The 18383-nt window shown below is 70.5% G+C and carries 19 protein-coding genes; 7 read left to right on the top strand and 12 right to left on the bottom strand.

Annotated features, from left to right (window positions below):
* Positions 1 to 22: 22 nt before the first annotated feature.
* The 9 genes from ACZ4N5_RS36420 to ACZ4N5_RS36380 form a co-directional block, all read right to left on the bottom strand.
* On the bottom strand, positions 23 to 418 hold the full coding sequence (locus ACZ4N5_RS36420; RefSeq protein ID WP_467761308.1) for a VOC family protein: 396 nt from the start codon (positions 416 to 418) through the stop codon (positions 23 to 25).
* Between the two features lie 88 nt (positions 419 to 506).
* Positions 507 to 770: a DUF3099 domain-containing protein gene (locus tag ACZ4N5_RS36415; RefSeq protein ID WP_261702082.1), complete on the bottom strand. Its 264-nt coding sequence runs from the start codon at positions 768 to 770 to the stop codon at positions 507 to 509.
* Positions 771 to 995: 225 nt separating this feature from the next.
* Positions 996 to 1283 carry a DUF1416 domain-containing protein gene (locus tag ACZ4N5_RS36410; RefSeq protein ID WP_054232391.1) on the bottom strand — a complete coding sequence of 96 codons (288 nt, stop codon included), beginning with the start codon at positions 1281 to 1283 and terminating at the stop codon, positions 996 to 998.
* A 30-nt stretch (positions 1284 to 1313) separates the two neighbouring features.
* Positions 1314 to 2159 (bottom strand): sulfurtransferase, encoded by an 846-nt coding sequence (locus tag ACZ4N5_RS36405; RefSeq protein WP_467761307.1) that lies wholly within the window; start codon positions 2157 to 2159, stop codon positions 1314 to 1316.
* 148 nt (positions 2160 to 2307) lie between these two features.
* Positions 2308 to 2388, bottom strand: coding sequence for a putative leader peptide (locus ACZ4N5_RS36400; protein WP_350310325.1), 81 nt, complete (start codon positions 2386 to 2388; stop codon positions 2308 to 2310).
* 310 nt (positions 2389 to 2698) lie between these two features.
* Entirely contained in the window at positions 2699 to 3442 is a 744-nt protein-coding gene (locus tag ACZ4N5_RS36395; RefSeq protein ID WP_467761306.1) for an LmeA family phospholipid-binding protein, read from the bottom strand.
* 167 nt (positions 3443 to 3609) lie between these two features.
* Complete coding sequence (locus tag ACZ4N5_RS36390; protein WP_467761305.1) at positions 3610 to 4785, bottom strand: hypothetical protein; 1176 nt, start codon at positions 4783 to 4785, stop codon at positions 3610 to 3612.
* Between the two features lie 8 nt (positions 4786 to 4793).
* Entirely contained in the window at positions 4794 to 5048 is a 255-nt protein-coding gene (locus ACZ4N5_RS36385; RefSeq protein ID WP_467761304.1) for a MoaD/ThiS family protein, read from the bottom strand.
* Between the two features lie 65 nt (positions 5049 to 5113).
* Positions 5114 to 5995, bottom strand: a complete 882-nt coding sequence (locus ACZ4N5_RS36380) for an alpha/beta hydrolase family protein (protein ID WP_467761303.1) — start codon at positions 5993 to 5995, stop codon at positions 5114 to 5116.
* Between the two features lie 252 nt (positions 5996 to 6247).
* Between ACZ4N5_RS36380 and ACZ4N5_RS36375 the strand changes: the two genes are divergently transcribed.
* Complete coding sequence (locus ACZ4N5_RS36375) at positions 6248 to 7066, top strand: response regulator transcription factor (protein WP_355841092.1); 819 nt, start codon at positions 6248 to 6250, stop codon at positions 7064 to 7066.
* Between the two features lie 23 nt (positions 7067 to 7089).
* Complete coding sequence (locus ACZ4N5_RS36370) at positions 7090 to 8112, top strand: LacI family DNA-binding transcriptional regulator (RefSeq protein ID WP_355841090.1); 1023 nt, start codon at positions 7090 to 7092, stop codon at positions 8110 to 8112.
* Positions 8113 to 8217: 105 nt separating this feature from the next.
* On the opposite strand, the gene ACZ4N5_RS36365 is transcribed toward ACZ4N5_RS36370, so the two are convergent.
* Positions 8218 to 9975: a trypsin-like serine protease gene (locus tag ACZ4N5_RS36365; RefSeq protein WP_467761302.1), complete on the bottom strand. Its 1758-nt coding sequence runs from the start codon at positions 9973 to 9975 to the stop codon at positions 8218 to 8220.
* A gap of 446 nt (positions 9976 to 10421) precedes the next feature.
* Between ACZ4N5_RS36365 and ACZ4N5_RS36360 the strand changes: the two genes are divergently transcribed.
* The 4 genes from ACZ4N5_RS36360 (at position 10422) to ACZ4N5_RS36345 (ending at position 14092) form a co-directional block, all read left to right on the top strand.
* Positions 10422 to 11639, top strand: a complete 1218-nt coding sequence (locus ACZ4N5_RS36360) for a S1C family serine protease (RefSeq protein WP_467761301.1) — start codon at positions 10422 to 10424, stop codon at positions 11637 to 11639.
* A gap of 14 nt (positions 11640 to 11653) precedes the next feature.
* Entirely contained in the window at positions 11654 to 11836 is a 183-nt protein-coding gene (locus tag ACZ4N5_RS36355) for a hypothetical protein (protein WP_467761300.1), read from the top strand.
* A gap of 79 nt (positions 11837 to 11915) precedes the next feature.
* Complete coding sequence (locus ACZ4N5_RS36350) at positions 11916 to 12647, top strand: response regulator transcription factor (protein ID WP_037622391.1); 732 nt, start codon at positions 11916 to 11918, stop codon at positions 12645 to 12647.
* Positions 12647 to 14092: a HAMP domain-containing sensor histidine kinase gene (locus ACZ4N5_RS36345; RefSeq protein ID WP_467761299.1), complete on the top strand. Its 1446-nt coding sequence runs from the start codon at positions 12647 to 12649 to the stop codon at positions 14090 to 14092. The genes ACZ4N5_RS36350 and ACZ4N5_RS36345 overlap by 1 nt, the downstream gene beginning before the upstream one ends.
* A 134-nt stretch (positions 14093 to 14226) precedes the next feature.
* On the opposite strand, the gene ACZ4N5_RS36340 is transcribed toward ACZ4N5_RS36345, so the two are convergent.
* Positions 14227 to 16023 (bottom strand): bifunctional metallophosphatase/5'-nucleotidase, encoded by a 1797-nt coding sequence (locus tag ACZ4N5_RS36340; protein ID WP_467761298.1) that lies wholly within the window; start codon positions 16021 to 16023, stop codon positions 14227 to 14229.
* Positions 16024 to 16593: 570 nt separating this feature from the next.
* Between ACZ4N5_RS36340 and mshD the strand changes: the two genes are divergently transcribed.
* Positions 16594 to 17520 carry a mycothiol synthase gene (gene mshD / locus ACZ4N5_RS36335; RefSeq protein WP_467761297.1) on the top strand — a complete coding sequence of 309 codons (927 nt, stop codon included), beginning with the start codon at positions 16594 to 16596 and terminating at the stop codon, positions 17518 to 17520.
* Positions 17521 to 17556: 36 nt separating this feature from the next.
* Here mshD and ACZ4N5_RS36330 read toward each other — a convergent pair whose 3' ends face one another.
* Complete coding sequence (locus ACZ4N5_RS36330; RefSeq protein ID WP_467761296.1) at positions 17557 to 18378, bottom strand: ABC transporter; 822 nt, start codon at positions 18376 to 18378, stop codon at positions 17557 to 17559.
* Positions 18379 to 18383 lie beyond the last annotated feature (5 nt).

Genomic DNA, 18383 nt, shown 5'->3' with positions numbered 1-18383 from the left:
CGCCGGCGGGGTCCGCGCGCCTCTACTGACCGCGTCTGCGCCGCCCGCGCGTGTCCACCCAGAGACAGAAGGGGTGGCCCGCCGGGTCGAACAGCACCCGTACGTCCTCCTGCGGCTGATGGTCGGCTAGCCGGGCGCCCTGCTCGACGGCGTGGGCGGTCTCCTCGGCCAGGTCGTCGACCTCGATGTCGAGATGGAGCATCATCCGCTGGTCACCGGGACCCGCGGGCCATACCGGCGGGGTGTAGAGCGGCTCGGTCTCGAAGGCGAGCGCGACCCCGCCGAACGGCGGGCCGATGAGCACCCAGTCGGGCTCCTCGGCGCGCACCTCGTATCCGAGCAGCCTCCGGTAGAAGTCGGCCAGTTCATGGGCGTCGGGCGCGTCGAGCACCACGGTGGACAACCTCGTACGCGACATAGACGCCTTTTCCGCTCCTGCTTCCGCCGTTTTCCGTGCTGCCGCTCTACTGCCGCCGCCCTACTGCTGCCGCCCTACTGCCGCGGCCCTACTGCTGCCGTCGTTTCTTGCCGTCCAGCTCGTCCCACCACTCGTCGGACTTCGGGTCCCCGGACGGGTCGTCCCACCATCGGTCCTCCGGCCCCCGCCGGTTGGCCACCATCGCGGCCACCGGCGGTATCAGCATGGCCACCACACACATTCCGACGGCCACGGGAACCGACCACAGCCGTACTACTGCCCAGGCGAGGACGAACAGCACGATGCACGTCCCCATCATGGCGAAGTACAGATGACGCCTGCGCGCGTACATACCACCAGCGTAGGCCCGGACAACCCGTCCGGCGCAGTGTCGGCGGCCACGTCGGGGCCGGGACGGGGGCCGGGGCGGGGGCCGGGGCGGGGGCCGGGGCGGGGGCCGGGGCGGCCGCGGAGGGCAAGCCGAAGGGCCGCACCCCGATCCGGAAAGCGTCCAACCCCCGGGGGTGCGGCCCTTCGGCCGTTCAGTCGACTGCCGTCACGGACGGCGGTCCGCCGTTCAGACGGCGATCGCGACCTCGGCGAGGCCGCCCGTCTGGGCGACGACCGTGCGGTCGGCGGTGCCACCGGGGACCAGCGCGCGGACGGTCCAGGTGCCCTCGGCCGCGTAGAAGCGGAACTGACCCGTCGCGGAGGTGGGGACCTCCGCCGTGAACTCGCCGGTCGAGTCCAGGAGACGGACGTAGCCCGTCACCGGCTCGCCGTCGCGGGTCACCTGACCCTGGATCGTGGTCTCACCGGGCTTGATCGTCGAGGCGTCGGGGCCGCCGGCCTTCGCTCCACACATATTTCGATTCCGTCCTTCAGGCCTTGAGGGTTACTTGTTGGCGCCGAGCTCGATCGGCACGCCGACGAGCGAGCCGTACTCGGTCCAGGAGCCGTCGTAGTTCTTGACGTTCTGCACACCGAGGAGCTCGTGCAGCACGAACCAGGTGAGCGCGGAACGCTCACCGATGCGGCAGTAGGCGATCGTGTCCTTGGCGAGGTCGACCTGCTCGGCGGCGTAGAGCTCCTTGAGCTCGTCGTCCGACTTGAAGGTGCCGTCGTCGTTGGCGTTCTTCGACCACGGGATGTTGCGGGCGCTCGGGACGTGGCCCGGACGCTGCGACTGCTCCTGCGGCAGGTGCGCCGGGGCGAGCAGCTTGCCGCTGAACTCGTCGGGCGACCGGACGTCGACCAGGTTCTGCGAACCGATCGCGGCGACGACGTCGTCGCGGAAGGCGCGGATCGAGGTGTTCTGGGCCTTGGCCTTGTAGGCGGTGGCGTCGCGCTCGGGGATCTGCGAGCCGTCGACCAGGTCGCGGGAGTCGAGCTCCCACTTCTTGCGGCCGCCGTCGAGCAGCTTCACGTTCTCGTGGCCGTAGAGCTTGAAGTACCAGTAGGCGTAGGACGCGAACCAGTTGTTGTTGCCGCCGTAGAGGACGACCAGCGTGTCGTTGCCGATGCCCTTCGAGGAGAGGAGCTTCTCGAAGCCCTCCTGGTCGATGAAGTCACGGCGGACCGGGTCCTGGAGGTCCTTGGTCCAGTCGATCCTGATGGCGTTCTTGATGTGGTTCTTCTCGTACGCCGACGTGTCCTCGTCGACCTCGACGACGGCCACGTTCGGGTCGTCCAGGTGGTCCTGGACCCAATCGGCGTCTACCAGGACGTCGCTGCGGCTCATGCTCGTTCTCCTCCGGGGCAGTTGCGGCGGGGTGGTGCGTTGGAGAGGGTGCGCGGTGCTGCATGCCGGTGAGGGCTGCGCGGCGCAATGGTGGCCCGGACAAGAGAGGTCCAGGGGCCCGGCTCGCGGAAGGCGGGAACGCTTCCGCTCAGAAGGTGCGACAGAGCATGGCGGCGACGCGGCACAGGTCTACTGCCCGCCGCTTCGTGAGGTCCGCCTGTCGCTTCATGGGTCCGATCGTAGGGACGGACAGGCGGGCATGTCACCGGCGTGTCGGATGCTGAGACGCGATCGTCCGCACTGTGATACGCGAAGGCCGTCGAAGCCCGGCCCGCACGGATTCCGGGGGGCTCCTTCGGTCATCACTTCGACGGCGCATCTGCGGTACGGACAGGGCCGTCTCGCCTTTCGGACACCCACCCTCGACGGGGCCTGCCACCGGGCCGTTCCACCGGTCCCTCCCGGCAGAACCTTCACGCCGAACCGGCCCGGACCGGTTCGACAGGACTTCTTCGGGCCTGGTCCGGCAGGAGTGCCTTCTAACCGACCAGCCTGACGTCCGAACCCTTCACCGAGATCTCGACGCCGCCCGGGGCCGCCTGGACCTTGTCGAGCTTGATGCCGCCGGGCAGTTGCTCGATCTTCTGCTGGAAGTCGGTGATGGAGCGGATCCGGCCCTCGGCGAGCTGGACGCCCAGCTTGGGCAGCGAGTCGGCGTGCACCTTCACGGTGTCGCCGGAGACGGTCACGGAGCTGAGCACCGAGACCGGCTCGGGCAGCTTGGTGCCGAGGACAGTTCCCGAGACGGTGACCTTGATCTTGCCGTTGCCGCCGTCGGAGAGGCCGATGACCTGGGCCGTGACGCCGGGCGCCACGTCCTCGGGCCCGGACCGCGCGGCCTTGAGCAGTTCGGCGTACGAGATCGACGCGCTGCCGGTGGCGCTGCCGGCGGTGGCGGAGCTGTAATCGCCGCTGAAGGCGACGCCCTGCATCTCGGCGTTGAGGTCGTCGATGCGGATGGTGCCTGCGGAGGAGCCCGTGCCGCCTGTCGACGCCTCGTAGCTCTTGATGCCGATCTTCACGTCGTCGAGTTCGCCGCCGACGACCTGGGTGAGGAAGGGAAAGCCCTCGATGGACACGTCGGGGGTGGTCGCGAGGCCCTCGGTGCTCTTGATCCGACCGGCCGCCTCGTCCTCCGCGAACCCGACCGCAACCCGGTCGGCGAGCACGAACAGACCGCCGAGAACGACTACGAGGATCAGGGTTATTCGCAGTGCTCGCATGCTCGATGTTCCCCCACCTGGGACGGCCCCGTCTGAACGGCCGAGTGGCCGCCGAGCGCGAGCCTAACCCCGAAGGGCCCCCGAATCGGGGGCCCTTGAAGGTGGTTGTCGATCACCTGTGACGATTCGGCGCATCCCGTCGACCGGATCCGGCCGACGGGATGCGATCAGCCCAGCGCGCGGCCCAGCAGGTAGACCGCCGGGGCGGCGGCGGCCAGCGGCAGCGCGACGCCCGCGGTGAAGTGGACGAACCGCGACGGGTAGTCGTAGCCGGCCACCCGGTGCCCGATCAGCGCGCAGGCACCCGCGCCGAGGCCCAGGAAGGCGCCCTGCGTGCCCAGGTCCGTCATCCCGCCGACCGCGATACCGGCGCCCGCGGCGGCCAGCAGCGCGACGACCACGGAGGCCGCCGTGGGCAGCGGCAGCGCGCGGGCCAGGATCGCCACGGCGACCGCGGCGGCGCCCACCGTCACGGCGTCCGGCTCGGCCGCCAGATGCCCGGCCGCGATGATCGACAGAGCCGCGGAGACGACGGTCGCCATCAGGCCGTACATCCGGGTGTCCGGGTCGGCGTGGCTGCGCAACTGCAGCACGAGGGTCAGCAGGACCCACACACCGAGGGTGCCGAGGATCGCGGCGGGCGCGTTCTCCCGGCCGGCCGCGAGCAGTGCCACGTCGGCGGTCACCGCGCCCAGGAACGCCAGCGCGATGCCCTGCCGGGCGGGCCACATCCCGTTCAGCCGGAACCAGCCCGCCGCCGTGACGGCCTGGAGCAGGACGAGGGGGACGACGAGCGCGTACTCCCCGATGGCCGCCGCCCCGGAGAGCAGCAGCGCGAGCAGCGCCGTCAGCGCGGCCGGCTGCATCCCCGGCTCGATGATCGGCGACCGTCCCTCGGCGCGTGCACGCTGGGCGTCGGTGATCCGGCTCTGGCCGATGACGGTCGCGGGCCCGTACCCGGCGGCCCCGCTCGCGCTCTCGGGAGGGGTCCCGCTGTCGCGCAGCGTGCCGCCGGAGCTGGAGGGGTCGGCGCCGGGTGCCGCATCGGCGGCCGGCGCGTGCGCCGGGGTCCACGGCTGCGCCGGAGCCTCGGGGGGCAGGGGCGCGCCCACGACGCCGTACCCCTGGGGCCCGCTGTAGGTCTGGTACCCCTGCGGAGGCAGATACGAGGAGTCCGTCGCGGGGACCGGCGTCTGCGCCTGCGTCTCCCAGGTCCGCCCCTCCCACTGCTGGGTGTGCTGCGGCCACTCGGGCTGCTGCGGGGGCTCCTGCTGCTGGGGCTGCTGGGGTTGCTGATACGGGTCGTGTCCCTCGTGCCGACCCTCGTACGGCTGGTTGCTCATCGTCTCGCTCACCCTCCTGCGAACGGCGGGAGCACCTCGACCGTGCCGCCCTCGGCCAGCCGTACCGTCTCATGCCCGCGGGTCCCCACGGGATCACCGTCGATCAGGAACGAGCATCGCCGCAGGACGCGGACGAGTTCGCCGGGGTGTCGCTCGCGGGCCGCGTCGAGTGCCTCGGCGAGCGTGTCCGCGTCGTACGGCTCGTCGTCGACGCCTGCCGCGGCCTTGGCGGCGGCCCAGTAACGCACCGTGCCCTTTGCCATCTCGTTCCTCAATCAGCGATCTGGTGTGTGGTGTCCGCGCGTCTGTTTGCGTGAACCCCGTCAGGCTAGCCCGCGTGGGTGACGGCCCAGTCCCCGATCCGGGTGAGCAGGTCGTCGGCGGCGGCGTTCTCGGCGTGCCCCATGCCGTGCTCCAGCCACAGTTCGGCGTGGCCGCCGGAGGCCTCGGCCAGCATGCGCGGGTGGTCGAGGGGGAAGTAGCCGTCCTGGTCGCCGTGGACGATGAGGAGCGGGGTCGGCGCGATGTGCGGAACGCACTCGACCGGGGACGCCGGCACCGGGTTCCAGTCGCGGTGGTGGATCCGGGTCCGCAGACCGAACCGGCCCACGATCCGGCCCTCCGGGCGGGTTACCAGCCAGTGCACCCGCCGCATAGGGGCCGTCCCCCGGTAGTACCAACGGGCCGGTGCGCTCACCGAAACCACCGCGTCCGTATGCGCCCCTGTGCGCCCCTCGTGCTCCCGGCCGGGCACCGGCTCACCACCGGGCCCCGGCCCCTTCTCCCCGTACAGCGCGGCGTGCCGGAGCACCACCGAGCCGCCCATCGAGAAGCCGACGGTCACGATCCGGGTGTGCCCGAGTTCCCGCGCCCAGGCGACCGTGGCCGCCAGATCGTGGACCTCGCGGTCACCGACCGTGGAACGGCCGCCCGATCCGCCGTGACCACGGAAGGAGAAGGTGACCACCGCCGCGCTGCGGGCGAGGACGTCGGCCGCGCGGCGGACGTGCGGACGGTCCAGATCACCCGTGAATCCGTGTGCGACGATGAACGCAAGGTCACCGGACGACTCCGTTCCGGGGTCGTAGGCGGCGTCGATCGTCACCCCGTCGACCGTGCGCAGAAACTTCCGCAAAGGGGTGCGCGACGTTGTCTCAAGGCGTGGACTCTTGAAAGATCGCGTCACTTGACCTGCCGGACCTGAGCTCATGTGGGCTATTCTGCTGGGCATGAGGACTCGGGCAGAGTAGCCCCCGGGTCCTTTTGTGCTTTCAGAAGCGTTGTATACGAAGCGGGAAACCGCAGGTGTACGGGCCTCGGACGCGCAGCGGATCCCAGGGGCGCGGGAGCCGCATGTACAGGGCAGTGCCGTAAACGTCCTCGCAGGGACCGAGGAGGAACCAGACGTTATGGGCGAGCGAACCGTGCACGAAGGCAGGACGACCCAGGCGGGTGAGGCGCGATGAGTTCTCTCTTGCTCCTCACCAACGCCCTTCAGCCGTCGACGGAGGTGCTTCCCGCTCTCGGCCTGCTGCTGCACAACGTGCGCGTGGCTCCGGCGGAAGGCCCAGCTCTCGTCGACACCCCAGGTGCCGACGTCATCCTGATCGACGGACGACGTGATCTCCCGCAGGTCCGCAGCCTGTGCCAGCTGCTGCGCTCCACGGGACCCGGCTGTCCGCTCATCCTCGTCGTGACGGAGGGCGGCCTCGCGGCCGTCACCGCCGACTGGGGCATCGACGACGTACTCCTCGACACGGCCGGCCCGGCCGAGGTCGAGGCACGCCTGCGGCTCGCAATGGGCCGCCAGCAGATCGTCAACGACGACTCCCCGATGGAGATCCGCAACGGCGACCTCTCCGTGGACGAGGCGACGTACAGCGCCAAACTCAAGGGCCGGGTCCTCGATCTCACCTTCAAGGAGTTCGAGCTCCTGAAGTACCTGGCGCAGCACCCGGGCCGCGTCTTCACGCGCGCCCAGCTGCTCCAGGAGGTCTGGGGCTACGACTACTTCGGCGGTACGCGGACGGTCGACGTCCATGTACGGCGACTGCGCGCGAAGCTCGGGCCCGAGCACGAGTCGCTGATCGGAACCGTCCGGAACGTCGGTTATCGATTCGTTACCCCCGAGAAGGTGGACCGCGCCGCGGACGGGGCGAAGGCCAAGGCGGCCCAGCCAAAGCCGGAGGATGCGGACGAGACGGCGCACCTGGACAGCGCCGCCCCGGCGGAGGCCGCCGTGGAGCCGCAGGAAGCCGCCGTACGCCCTGCCCAGAGGTAGGTCCATCCGCGTAGACTCCGCGCGTGGCCAAGGTGACTAGGGATGATGTAGCGCGACTGGCGGGTACGTCCACCGCCGTCGTCAGCTATGTCATCAACAACGGACCCCGGCCGGTCGCCCCGGCCACGCGCGAGCGCGTTCTCGCCGCGATCAAGGAGCTGGGGTACCGGCCCGACCGGGTCGCCCAGGCCATGGCCTCGCGGAAGACGGAGCTCATAGGCCTGATCGTGCCGGACGCGCGCCAGCCCTTCTTCGGGGAGATGGCGCACGCGGTCGAACAGGCCGCCGCCGAGCGCGGAAAAATGGTCCTGGTCGGCAACTCCGACTACATCGCCGAGCGCGAGGTCCACTATCTGCGCGCCTTCCTCGGCATGCGGGTCTCCGGACTGATCCTCGTCAGCCACGCGCTGAACGACCACGCGGCCGCCGAGATCGACGCGTGGGACGCCCGGGTGGTGCTCCTCCACGAACGCCCCGAGGCGATCGACGACGTGGCCGTCGTCACCGACGACATAGGGGGCGCCCAGCTCGCCACCCGGCACCTTCTGGAGCACGGGTACGAGTACGTGGCCTGCCTCGGTGGTACGGCCGAGACGCCCGCCGTCGGCGACCCCGTCTCCGACCACGTCGAGGGCTGGCGGCGCGCCATGCAGGAGGCCGGCAAGCCGACCGAGGGACGCCTCTTCGAGGCCCCGTACAACCGCTACGACGCCTACCAGGTCGGCCTGGAGCTGCTCGCCGGACCGCACCGGCCGCCGGCCATCTTCTGCTCCACGGACGACCAGGCCATCGGTGTGCTGCGTGCCGCGCGCGAGCTGCGCATCGACGTGCCGGGTCAGTTGGCTGTCGCCGGGTTCGACGACGTCAAGGAGGCGGCCCTGACCGACCCTCCTCTGACAACGATCGCATCGGACCGCTCGGCCATGGCCCGCGCGGCCGTGGACCTCGTACTGGACGACGGGCTGCGGGTGCCCGGATCCCGCCGCGAGCGGCTGAAGCTGTTCCCCTCACGGCTGGTGGTACGCCACTCCTGCGGCTGCGAGTAGGCCCCGGCGGGCCCGACGCCGCCGAACGCACGCACAGACTGCGGAGATCCCCGCGCCCCTGAGGGGCGCGGGGATCTCTGTCTGCGGCAGTGGGACAGCCAGGAACTAGAACAGCAGGTTGTACTGGTTGAAGCCGGTGCCGAGGCTCTTGCGGGTGCCGAAGAGGCTGCTGGAAGCCTTGCCGGTGCCGGGGTAGAGCCAGAGCGTGCCGCCCGAGTCGCGGGCGACGACGTCGGCGATACCGTCACCGGTCACGTCGCCGTTGGCCACGTTCGCGGTGAAGTTCCAGCCCGTACGAGCCTGGATGCGCGCGGAGAACGGGGTCTTCTCGACCTGCGTGCCTCGGTAGAGGTACAGCACGCCCGAGCTGTTGCGGACCAGCAGGTCGGCGCGGCCGTCGCCGGACAGGTCGCCGTGACCGAAGATCTTGACGTTCTTCCATGCCTTGTCGACGATCTTGACGCGGCCGTAGAACTGGCCGGTGCCCTTGCCCGGGTAGAGGTAGACCGAGCCGTCGGCGTCCACCGCGACCAGGTCGGGGCGGGCGTCACCGGTCAGGTCACCGGGGACGGCGTAGGACTTGTAGCCGCCCCACACCGAGCTGATCTGCATCCACTCGAACTGGCCCGTGCTGTGGTTCATGTAGCTGCGGTACAGCTTGCCGTCACTCTTGTCGCGTTCGATCAGGTCCTGGTAGAAGTCCCGGTCCAGATCCGCCTGGAGGACCCAGCCGGCGCTCTGCCAGTTGTTTCCCTGGTAGGCGCGGGCGGCGAGCGAGGTGCCCTTGCTGTCCTGCTCGAACAGGCCGCCGGAAGGCGTGCGCTCCAGCAGGTCGGCACGGCCGTCGAAGGTCAGGTCCGTGTCGTCGATGCGGGGCTGGGCCGCCCAGGTGTACGAGGACACCTTGGTGAACACCGGGTAGGCGCCCTTCGCGGTGCAGCCGGAGACACCCCACGAGACGATGCCGACGATCTTGCCGCCTACCATCACCGGACCGCCGGAGTCACCGTTGCACGGGCTCTTGGTGCCCTCGTCGACGCCGGTCGCGGGGGTACCCGCACAGAACATCGAGCCCTCGACGAAGTCGTCCTCGCCGAGGACCGAGTTCATCGCGCTGTTGCAGGTGGAGTCGGAGACCAGCGGCAGGGTGACCTTGCGCAGGTTCGCCGACAGATCGGCGTCCGCGGCGCCGGAGGTCAGGCCCCAGCCGTAGACGGTGGCGGAGTTGCCGGCCTTGTACGAGGCGCTGTCCCCCGCGGCCACCAGCTTCGCCCACTGCTGCTCCAGCGGACGGTCCAGGGTGAGGACCGCGATGTCGTTCTGGAGGGTCGAGTCGTTGAAGTGCGGGTGGTTCCACTGGCGGTAGACGCCCGCGACGGTGCCGTTGGTGTCGTCCAGCAGACCCGTGGCACCGGCGACCACCGCGCCGTTGTCGGTCCAGTCCAGACCCGCGACACAGTGGGCCGCCGTCAGGACCTTGTTCGGGGCGACGAGGGTGCCGCCGCAGAAGTAGCCGACCTGCGCCGTGCTGTCGTAATAGGAGAGCTGGACCATCCACGGCGCGGAGGAGATCGTCGTCTCGCTGCCGCCGATGATGAACGGCGTCTTCTTGGGAGTCGTGTCGGGGGTCGCCTGGGTCTTGGCGGCCTCGACGACGCGGTGGCGCAGCTCCTTGTCGGAGGCGGTCGGCGCGGGCGCCGCCGTGGACTGGGCGACGCTCGCGTCGGGCAGTCCGGCCGGATGGTCGGCCGCGGTGGCGGGCTGCGCCGCGAGGGCGCCGGCGCAGGTCAGCGCCAGCGCGAGAGCGGCCGTCGGCAACGCCGTGGCGGGGCGTCTCCAGCGGTCGCGCAGGGCAGGTATCACTCAGGACTCCTGGTGTGGGTGCGTGTGCTGTCTTCTTCGTCAGAGGCCCGAGAAGGGCATACGACGCACCGGCCCGATCGTCGACGGCAATCGCTTGCATCGACATCGGGCGTAACCGCGGAGCCCCCCTCCGGCCCGGAAATCGTAGGCCTCACCCGCCCCTCGACACACGCCCTTCACGGCGGTCGGACGAGTGTTCGTCCCCGGCGTTCCGGGACATCACCCGGGCGCAACCTGCCGTTCGCCGGAGAGGGGAGGTCCGGTTGCCGAGGGCCGTCCCGAACGCTCCGGTGGGCGGCCGCGGGCGGCTCCGGGCACGCCTGGGAACGCACAGAGGGCTCGCAGAGGACTCGCAGGAAGCGTCTTTATATCGGGCATACGAGGTTCTGTCGGGCTTCTCAGGGACCACTCAGGGAGCTCTCATGATCCGGGGACAGTCTTATTTCATGACCGACAGCTTCCGCCGCAGCGGCGAGTACCCCCAGGGCGACGACCACGGGTCCGCGTACCCCGAGCAGCAGTCGCATCCCTCCTCCGTGAACCCCGAGTGGCCTCCACCGCCGGCGTACGACCCGGCCGCGCCGGTCCACGTCGAGCCGGGCACCACCGTGTGGCCGGGCTCCGGTCACGGTGGCAGCGGCGGGGACGGCGGCCACGGCGCCGGCCCGTACGCCGGTTACCCCGAGCCCGACCCCGTCGGCTCCACCGCGGTGTTCGCCACGACGGCACCCGGCCACCCGGAGCCCCCCACGACCGCCACCGCCAAGCGCCGCGCCAAGGGCCCGTTCGCCCTGCTCGCCGCCGTGGCGATCGTCGCCGCGGCGATCGGCGGCGGCACCGCGTACGCCTTCCAGGAGCTGACCGGCAACGACACCGTCGCCTCCAGCAGCACCAGCAGCAGCACCAGCGTGGTGCCGACCAGCCAGCGGGGCACGGTCTCCGGCGTCGCCAAGGCGGTCAGCCCGAGCATCGTCGAGATCAGCGCGACCTCGAACGCGGGCTCGTCCACCGGCTCGGGTGTGATCATCACGACCGGCGGCGAGATCATCACCAACAACCACGTCATCTCGGGCGCCTCCGAGATCAAGGTCCAGCTGAACGACGGCAAGTCGTACACCGCGAAGACCGTCGGCACCGACAGCAAGAAGGACCTCGCGCTGATCAAGCTGGAGAACCCGCCGTCCGGTCTGAAGCCGGCGACGCTCGGTGACTCCGCCGGCATCCAGGTCGGTGACCAGGTCGTCGCGATCGGCTCCCCCGAGGGCCTGACCGGCACCGTCACCAGCGGCATCGTCTCCGCCCTCGACCGTGACGTGACCGTCTCCACCGACGAGAGCCAGGGTCAGCAGCAACAGCAGGGCGGCGGCAGCGGCCAGTGGCCGTTCGAGTTCGGCGGCCGCCAGTTCAACGGCGACACCGGGTCCTCCACCACGACGTACAAGGCCCTGCAGACCGACGCCTCGCTCAACCCGGGCAACTCCGGCGGCGCCCTCATCGACATGAACGGCAACATCGTCGGCATCAACTCCGCGATGTACTCGGCCGCTTCGGACTCCTCGTCGTCCTCGTCGAGCGCGGGCAGCGTCGGCCTCGGCTTCGCCATCCCGATCAACACCGTCAAGTCCGACCTGGCCACGCTGCGGGCCGGCGGTTCCGACAGCTGACCCCGGAGGTCGCCATGATGATCAAGCGCGTCCCGCACACCGCGGCCGCCGGCGACGCGGCCGCACTCGGCCTCGCCCTGGCGGTCGCCCGCGAACTGCATCCGCCCGCACGGCGCCGCGCCCCGGAACTGGCCCCCGCCGTCTCCCGGCCCGCACCACACCGGACCTCCGGCCGCCGCCGTACCGTACGAAGCTGATCCATTCCGGGACAGCCCGGAACGTGCGAGGCTGAAAGCACCCGATCACGCCCCATCCCACCCGAGGAACCCGACACCCATGAGCTCCGCCGAAGGCGACCGTGACACCCAGCGCATCCTGATCGTCGACGACGAGCCGGCCGTGCGCGACGCACTCAAGCGCAGCCTCGCCTTCGAGGGGTACGACACCGAGGTCGCGGTCGACGGCGCGGACGCCCTGGAGAAGGCGACGGCCTACCAGCCCGACCTGGTCGTCCTCGACATCCAGATGCCCCGCATGGACGGCCTCACCGCAGCGCGCCGGATGCGCGGCGCGGGCACGACCACGCCGATCCTCATGCTGACGGCCCGTGACACGGTCGGTGACCGGGTCACGGGGCTGGACGCGGGGGCCGACGACTACCTCGTCAAGCCCTTCGAGCTCGACGAACTCTTCGCCCGCATCCGGGCGTTGCTGCGACGCAGCTCGTACGCGGCGTCGGCGGGCGCGGTCGTCGAGGACGACGCGCTGACCTTCGGCGACCTGCGCATGGACCTGTCGACGCGCGAGGTCACCCGTGCGGGGCGCCCGGTGGAGCTCACCCGCACCGAGTTCACCCTGCTGGAGATGTTCCTGGCCCACCCGCGCCAGGTCCTCACCCGCGAACAGATCCTGAAGGCGGTCTGGGGCTTCGACTTCGAGCCGTCGTCGAACTCCCTCGACGTCTACGTCATGTACCTGCGCCGCAAGACGGAGGCGGGCGGCGAGCCGCGCCTGGTCCACACGGTGCGGGGCGTGGGGTACGTACTGCGGTCCGGCGGCGCGGAGTGATGCGCAGATTCAGGTCGCTGCCCCTGCGGTCACGGCTGGCCCTGCTGGTGGCGGCGGCGGTGGCATTCGCGGTGGCGGCGGTTTCGGTGACGTGCTGGTTCATCGTGCAGGGGAAGTTGTACCAGCAGGTCGACGCCCAACTCGGCGGCGCAAAATTCAGGTTGACCGAACCTCAGATCACGGCACTGCTCGCATCCTGCCCGAAGACCGTGGCCGACTCATCCGACCTCATGCGGCCCAGGGACTACTACGTGCAGGTGGTCAAGCCGAACGGCACCGCTTGCGTGTTCAGCGACTCCACAGGCGTTGTGAAGACCTCGGCACAGGACAAGAGCATCGCCGCGAACCCCGATCAGGACAAGCAGACCTTCCACAACACCACTGATACGAATGGCAACGACGTACGGGTCCGGACCGCACCGCTCGTGGTGGGGTTCGGTCCTGGTGCTGCCCAGCTCTATCCCGGCGTGGCTCTGACAGTCGGCGTCTCCCTCCAGGACACCCAGAAGACCCTCAACGATCTGGCCCTCATCCTTCTCCTCGTCGGCGGCATCGGAGTGATCGGCGCCGGGGCGGCCGGGCTCTGGGTGGCCCGCGCCGGGCTCCGCCCGGTCGACAAGCTCACCGAAGCCGTGGAACACGTCGCCCGTACCGAGGACCTCACCATCCGCATCCCCGTGGACGAGGAGAGCGACGACGAGATCGCCCGGCTCTCCCGTTCGTTCAACTCGATGACCGCCTCCCTCGCGAGCTCCCGCGAGTTGCAGCAACAGCTCATCGCCGACGCCGGGCACGAGCTGCGGACGCCGCTCACCTCCCTGCGTACGAACATCGAACTCCTCACCCGCAGCGAGGAGATCGGCCGCCCGATCCCCCCGGCGGACCGCAAGGCGCTGCTCGCCTCGGTGACGGCGCAGATGACCGAGCTGGCCGCGTTGATCGGCGACCTGCAGACGCTGTCGCGATCGGACGCGGGACACCCGGCCGACCGGGTGGAGGTCGTGGCACTCCAGGAAACCGTGGAAGCGGCCCTGCGCAGGGCCCGGCTGCGCGGACCGGAACTGACGATCACGGCCGATCTGGACCCCTGGTTCGTCAGGGCGGAGCCCTCCGCGCTGGAGCGGGCGATCGTGAACATCCTCGACAACGCGGTGAAGTTCAGCCCCGGGGGCGGCACCGTCGACGTCCGGCTGAAGGACGGCGAACTGACCGTACGCGACCACGGCCCCGGCATCCCCACCGACGAACTCCCGCACGTCTTCGACCGCTTCTGGCGTTCCCCGGACGCGCGGGCCCTGCCGGGCTCGGGCCTCGGCCTGTCCATCGTGGCCCGCACGGTCCAGCAGGCCGGCGGCGAGGTGTCGCTGCGCCCCGCTGAGGGCGGCGGCACGGTCGCCACCGTACGGCTTCCGGGCGCTCCGACGGCCCCGCCCGACATGCCCTGAAACACGCCCTGAACGACTCCCGTGAACGAGCCCCCACCCGTCGCAACGGGTGGGGGCTCGTTCATGTCACAGCGCAGCTCGGGGACGAAGCGGAAGCCCCGGGTCCCGATCCCGCTCCTCGTTCTCGTGATCAGCTACTGGACGATCGTGATCCGATCCGCCGCCGGGACCGGGTACGGCGTCGCGGCCGAGGAGTTGGCCGTCAGGTAGGCACCCAGGGCCGCCAGGTCGTCGCCGCCGACACGGACGTTCGTGCCCTTGCCGAGTTCCGCGAAGCCGTCGCCGCCACCCGCGAGGAAGGAGTTCATCGCGACGCGGTAGGTGGCGGCCGGGTCGATGGCCGTGCCGTTGAGCTTGACCGAATCGGCGACGACACGCGCCGCGCCGGTCTTGGTCGGGTCGAGCGTGTAGGTGAGGCCCTTGGAGATCTGGAGGATCTTCGGAGCGGCCTCGTTGGCGCCGCTGACCTGCTGCTGGAGTGCGGTGATCACCTGGGCGCCGGTGAGGTCGACCAGGTTCACCGTGTTGGCGAAGGGCTGGACCGTGTACGCCTCCCCGTAGGTCACCACCCCGTCGCCTTCACCACCGCTCGCGGTGTAGGTGAGTCCGGCGCGGATGCCGCCCGGGTTCATCAGCGCGAGGTCGGCCTCCTGGTCGACGGACTTGGCGTACGCGAGCTGTGCGTCGGCGATCAGGTCGCCCATCGGGGACTCGGTGCCGGTGTTGCCGATGTCGCCCGCGATGTAGCCGATGGAGCGCGAGGCGACCGGCGCGGAGAGCGCCTTCCACTTGGTGATCAGCGACGTCATGTCGGCGGCCTTCGCGACATCACGCGTGACCACGTGGTTCGCGGACTTCACCGCCGTACGGGCGATGTCGCCGGTCCAACGGTCGTACGTCAGCGTCGTGTCCGTGTAGAGCCGGCCGAAGGAGGAGGCCGAGGTGACCATGCGAGGCCTGCCCGCCGGGTCGGGGATGGTGCACGCGTACGCCTGGTGGGTGTGGCCGGTGATCAGCGCGTCCACCGCCGGCGTGACGTTCTTGGCGATGTCGACGATCGGCCCCGAGATGCCGTCACCGGCGCCGGGGCTGTCGCAGTCGTAGTTGTACGCCGTCGACGCCGGCGCCCCGCCCTCGTGGATCAGCGCGACGATCGACTTCACGCCCTGGTGCTGGAGCTCCTTGGCGTACTTGTTGATCGTCTCGACCTCGTCGCCGAACTTCAGGCCCTTGACGCCCTCGGCCGAGACGATGTTCGGCGTGCCCTCCAGCGTGACACCGATGAAGCCGATCTTGACGCCGTTCTTCTTCCACACCCAGTAGGGCTTGAGGATCGGCTTCCCGGTCTTCTCGTCGGTCACGTTCGCCGCGAGGTAGGGGAAGTCGGCTCCCGTGAACTTCTTGTCGCCGAAACAGCCGTCCGTCGGGTGGCAGCCGCCCTTCTGGAGCCGGGCCAGCTCCTTGGCGCCCTCGTCGAACTCGTGGTTTCCGACCGAAGTGACATCGAGGTCGAGGCCGTTGAGCGCGTCGATCGTCGGCTCGTCGTGGAAGAGGCCGGAGATCAGCGGAGAGGCGCCGACCATGTCACCGGCGGCCGCCGTGATCGAGTACTTGTTGCCCTTGCGGGCGTTGCGCAGATGGGTGGCCAGGTACTCGACACCACCCGCGTCGATGGTCTTCGTCGTGCCGTCCGCCTCCAGCTCCGTGACCCGGCCCGAGGAACCGGTCGGCGGCTCCAGGTTGCCGTGCAGGTCGTTGAAGGACAGCAACTGGACGTCCTGGTAGCGGCCGCTGCCGTGGTGGTGCAGCGGTGTCGCCGCGTCCTGGTGCGCGCTCGCGGGCATCGCCGCGGCCAGCGCACCGACGGTGGCGAGACCGGCGGCGGCCGCGAGAAGGCGATGCGTGCGTCTGTACCGGATCGTGGGCGGCATGGTTCCCCCTGGAGAACGGTGAGATGCGAAAGCGGTGTGCCGTACGTGAGCCGAGCAGGTGGTACGTGGCGTGCCGGCTGCCAGTACCCGCGGATGACGCGTGCTGTGCGGGACCCGCGGGTACTGCGAGCTGTCCAAGCTGCCGGGACCCCGCCGGTGACGTGCGCCGTGCGGGACCCGCGGGTGGTGCGGGCTGTGCTGACTGCCGGGCCCGCACGTGAAGCGAGCTGTGCGGGCCCTTCCGGTCGTACGTACTGCGCGAACCTTGCGCGGGCTGAGTGACACCCGTGGCTTTGCACGCACTTTAGAATCAACGCGCGTAGCGCAAAAGGGGGTTCATGGTTACGGACTGATTGCCATCACCTCACCGAAGACCGACAACCACGTCACCACCGCCCCTCGGGCACCTCACCTCAGCCTCCTCGGGGCCCTCCCTCAGTCCCCCTCGGGGCCCTCCCTCGGTCCGCCGAGGCGCGCTCCCGCCTCCCCGGCCCGCCCCTCCCCGCCACGACTCATGTCCACGTCGCCCAACTCCTTGTCCCTCCACCGCCGAGCCGTACCCTCGTATCCATGACCAGCGACGACGCGGCACCCTTCGCCCTCTCCCGCTCCATCGAGACCTACTCCGTGCTCTCCCCGGATCAGGCCGAGGACGTGCTCCGGCTGCTCGCGGAGGCCGCTCGGGCCGACGGTCAGCAGGCGGTGTCCGAGCAGGGGCGGCTTCAGCTGAGGGGCGGAAGCCGTGAGGGCGTCCGGCACCTGCTGCTGACCCTCGGCGACGAACTGATCGGCTACGCGCAGCTGGAGGACACGGACCCGGTCGAGGCTCCGGCCGCCGAGCTGGTCGTCCACCCGGCGCACCGGGGCCACGGGCACGGGCGGGCGCTCGGCTCGGCCATGCTCAATGAGTCCGGGAAGCGGCTGCGGGTGTGGGCGCACGGTGGGCACTCCGCCGCCCGGCATCTCGCGCAGGTCCTCGGCCTCACCCTCTTCCGCGAACTTCGCCAGATGCGCCGCCCGTTGGAGAACCTCGACCTGCCCGAGCCGAAGCTGCCGGAGGGAGTGACCGTCCGGACCTTCGTGCCGGGCCAGGACGACGCCGCCTGGCTCGCCGTGAACGCCGCCGCCTTCGCCCACCACCCCGAGCAGGGCTCCCTCACCCAGCGCGACCTGGACGACCGGACGGCCGAGCCGTGGTTCGACCCGGCCGGCTTCTTCCTCGCTTTCCGCGGCGACGAACTCGTCGGCTTCCACTGGACCAAGGTCCACGCCGAGGAGGGGCTGGGCGAGGTGTACGTCCTCGGCGTGCGCCCCGGCGCCCAGGGCGGCGGCCTCGGCAAGGCCCTGACCGCGATCGGGCTGCGCCACCTCGCCGCGCAGGCCCTGCCCACCGCGATGCTCTACGTCGACGCCGACAACACGGCGGCGGTCACGGTCTACGAGCGTCTCGGCTTCGTCACCCACGAGACGGACCTGATGTACCGAACGGAGTCCTGACCACCCGGTGGTCGAGCGCCGCTCCGGGGGCTGAAGTCAGCGGTGGGCAAGGACGGTTGTCCGGCGTCGCCGCAGGGGTTCGGCCAGAGAGCACGCGCCCGCCAGCACGGCCACGACCAGGACGGCCGCCCATCGTCGGTGCGCGTCGTCCCAGTGCGGGTCGGACGGGCCGACGAAGAGCTCCCAGCGCGCGGGAAGCAGTACCGCGGCGGCAAAGAAGGCGCCCACCAGTCCGGCGGATATCGCGATCCCCGGTTCGGTGGCCCCCGAGTACCGCACCGCGACGAGCGCGGAGGTCAGCGCGAGGGTCATGACAGCGGCCGCTTCCAGGGTGATCGCGCCCATCGGGGGCCGTCCCTCGGCGGGTACGAGGAACAGCGCGGCCGTCCAGCACACCGCCATGAACGGCACGCCGAGCACCAGCCGCAGCCCCGTCCGCACCGGGCGTCTGGTCGGCACCGCCGCCGTGGTGTGCCGGGCCGGATCGTCCAGCAGGAACGCCAGCCCCAGAGCGAAGGCGAGCGATACGGCCCGCAACAGGTTGAGGCTCAGCCACGGGTCCGGTGGACCGGCGAGCATCCGGGAAGCGCCGGCCAGCAGCAGTCCGAGGGCGGCGCCGGTCACCAGGGCCCGGTGGGGCAGGCTGCGCCACACGGGTCGGAGAAGGGCGAGGGCCACGACGTACGCGGCAGGTGGCCCGGCGGCTTCGGCGGGGCGGCCGGCAGAACCCGCCGTCGCCTCCCTCGCTACGGAGACGTCCCTCGCCCCGGACACGTCCCTCGCTTCGGAGACGCCACCAGCCTTCTCCGCCGTCTCTCCCTTTTCCTTCGCCGCTCCCACCTCCCCCATCTCTCCCATCTCCC

The sequence above is a fragment of the Streptomyces sp. NPDC026500 genome (assembly GCF_055567635.1).
Note: the sequence above shows the minus strand (reverse complement) of the source record. Positions and strands in the feature narration are given on the sequence as shown.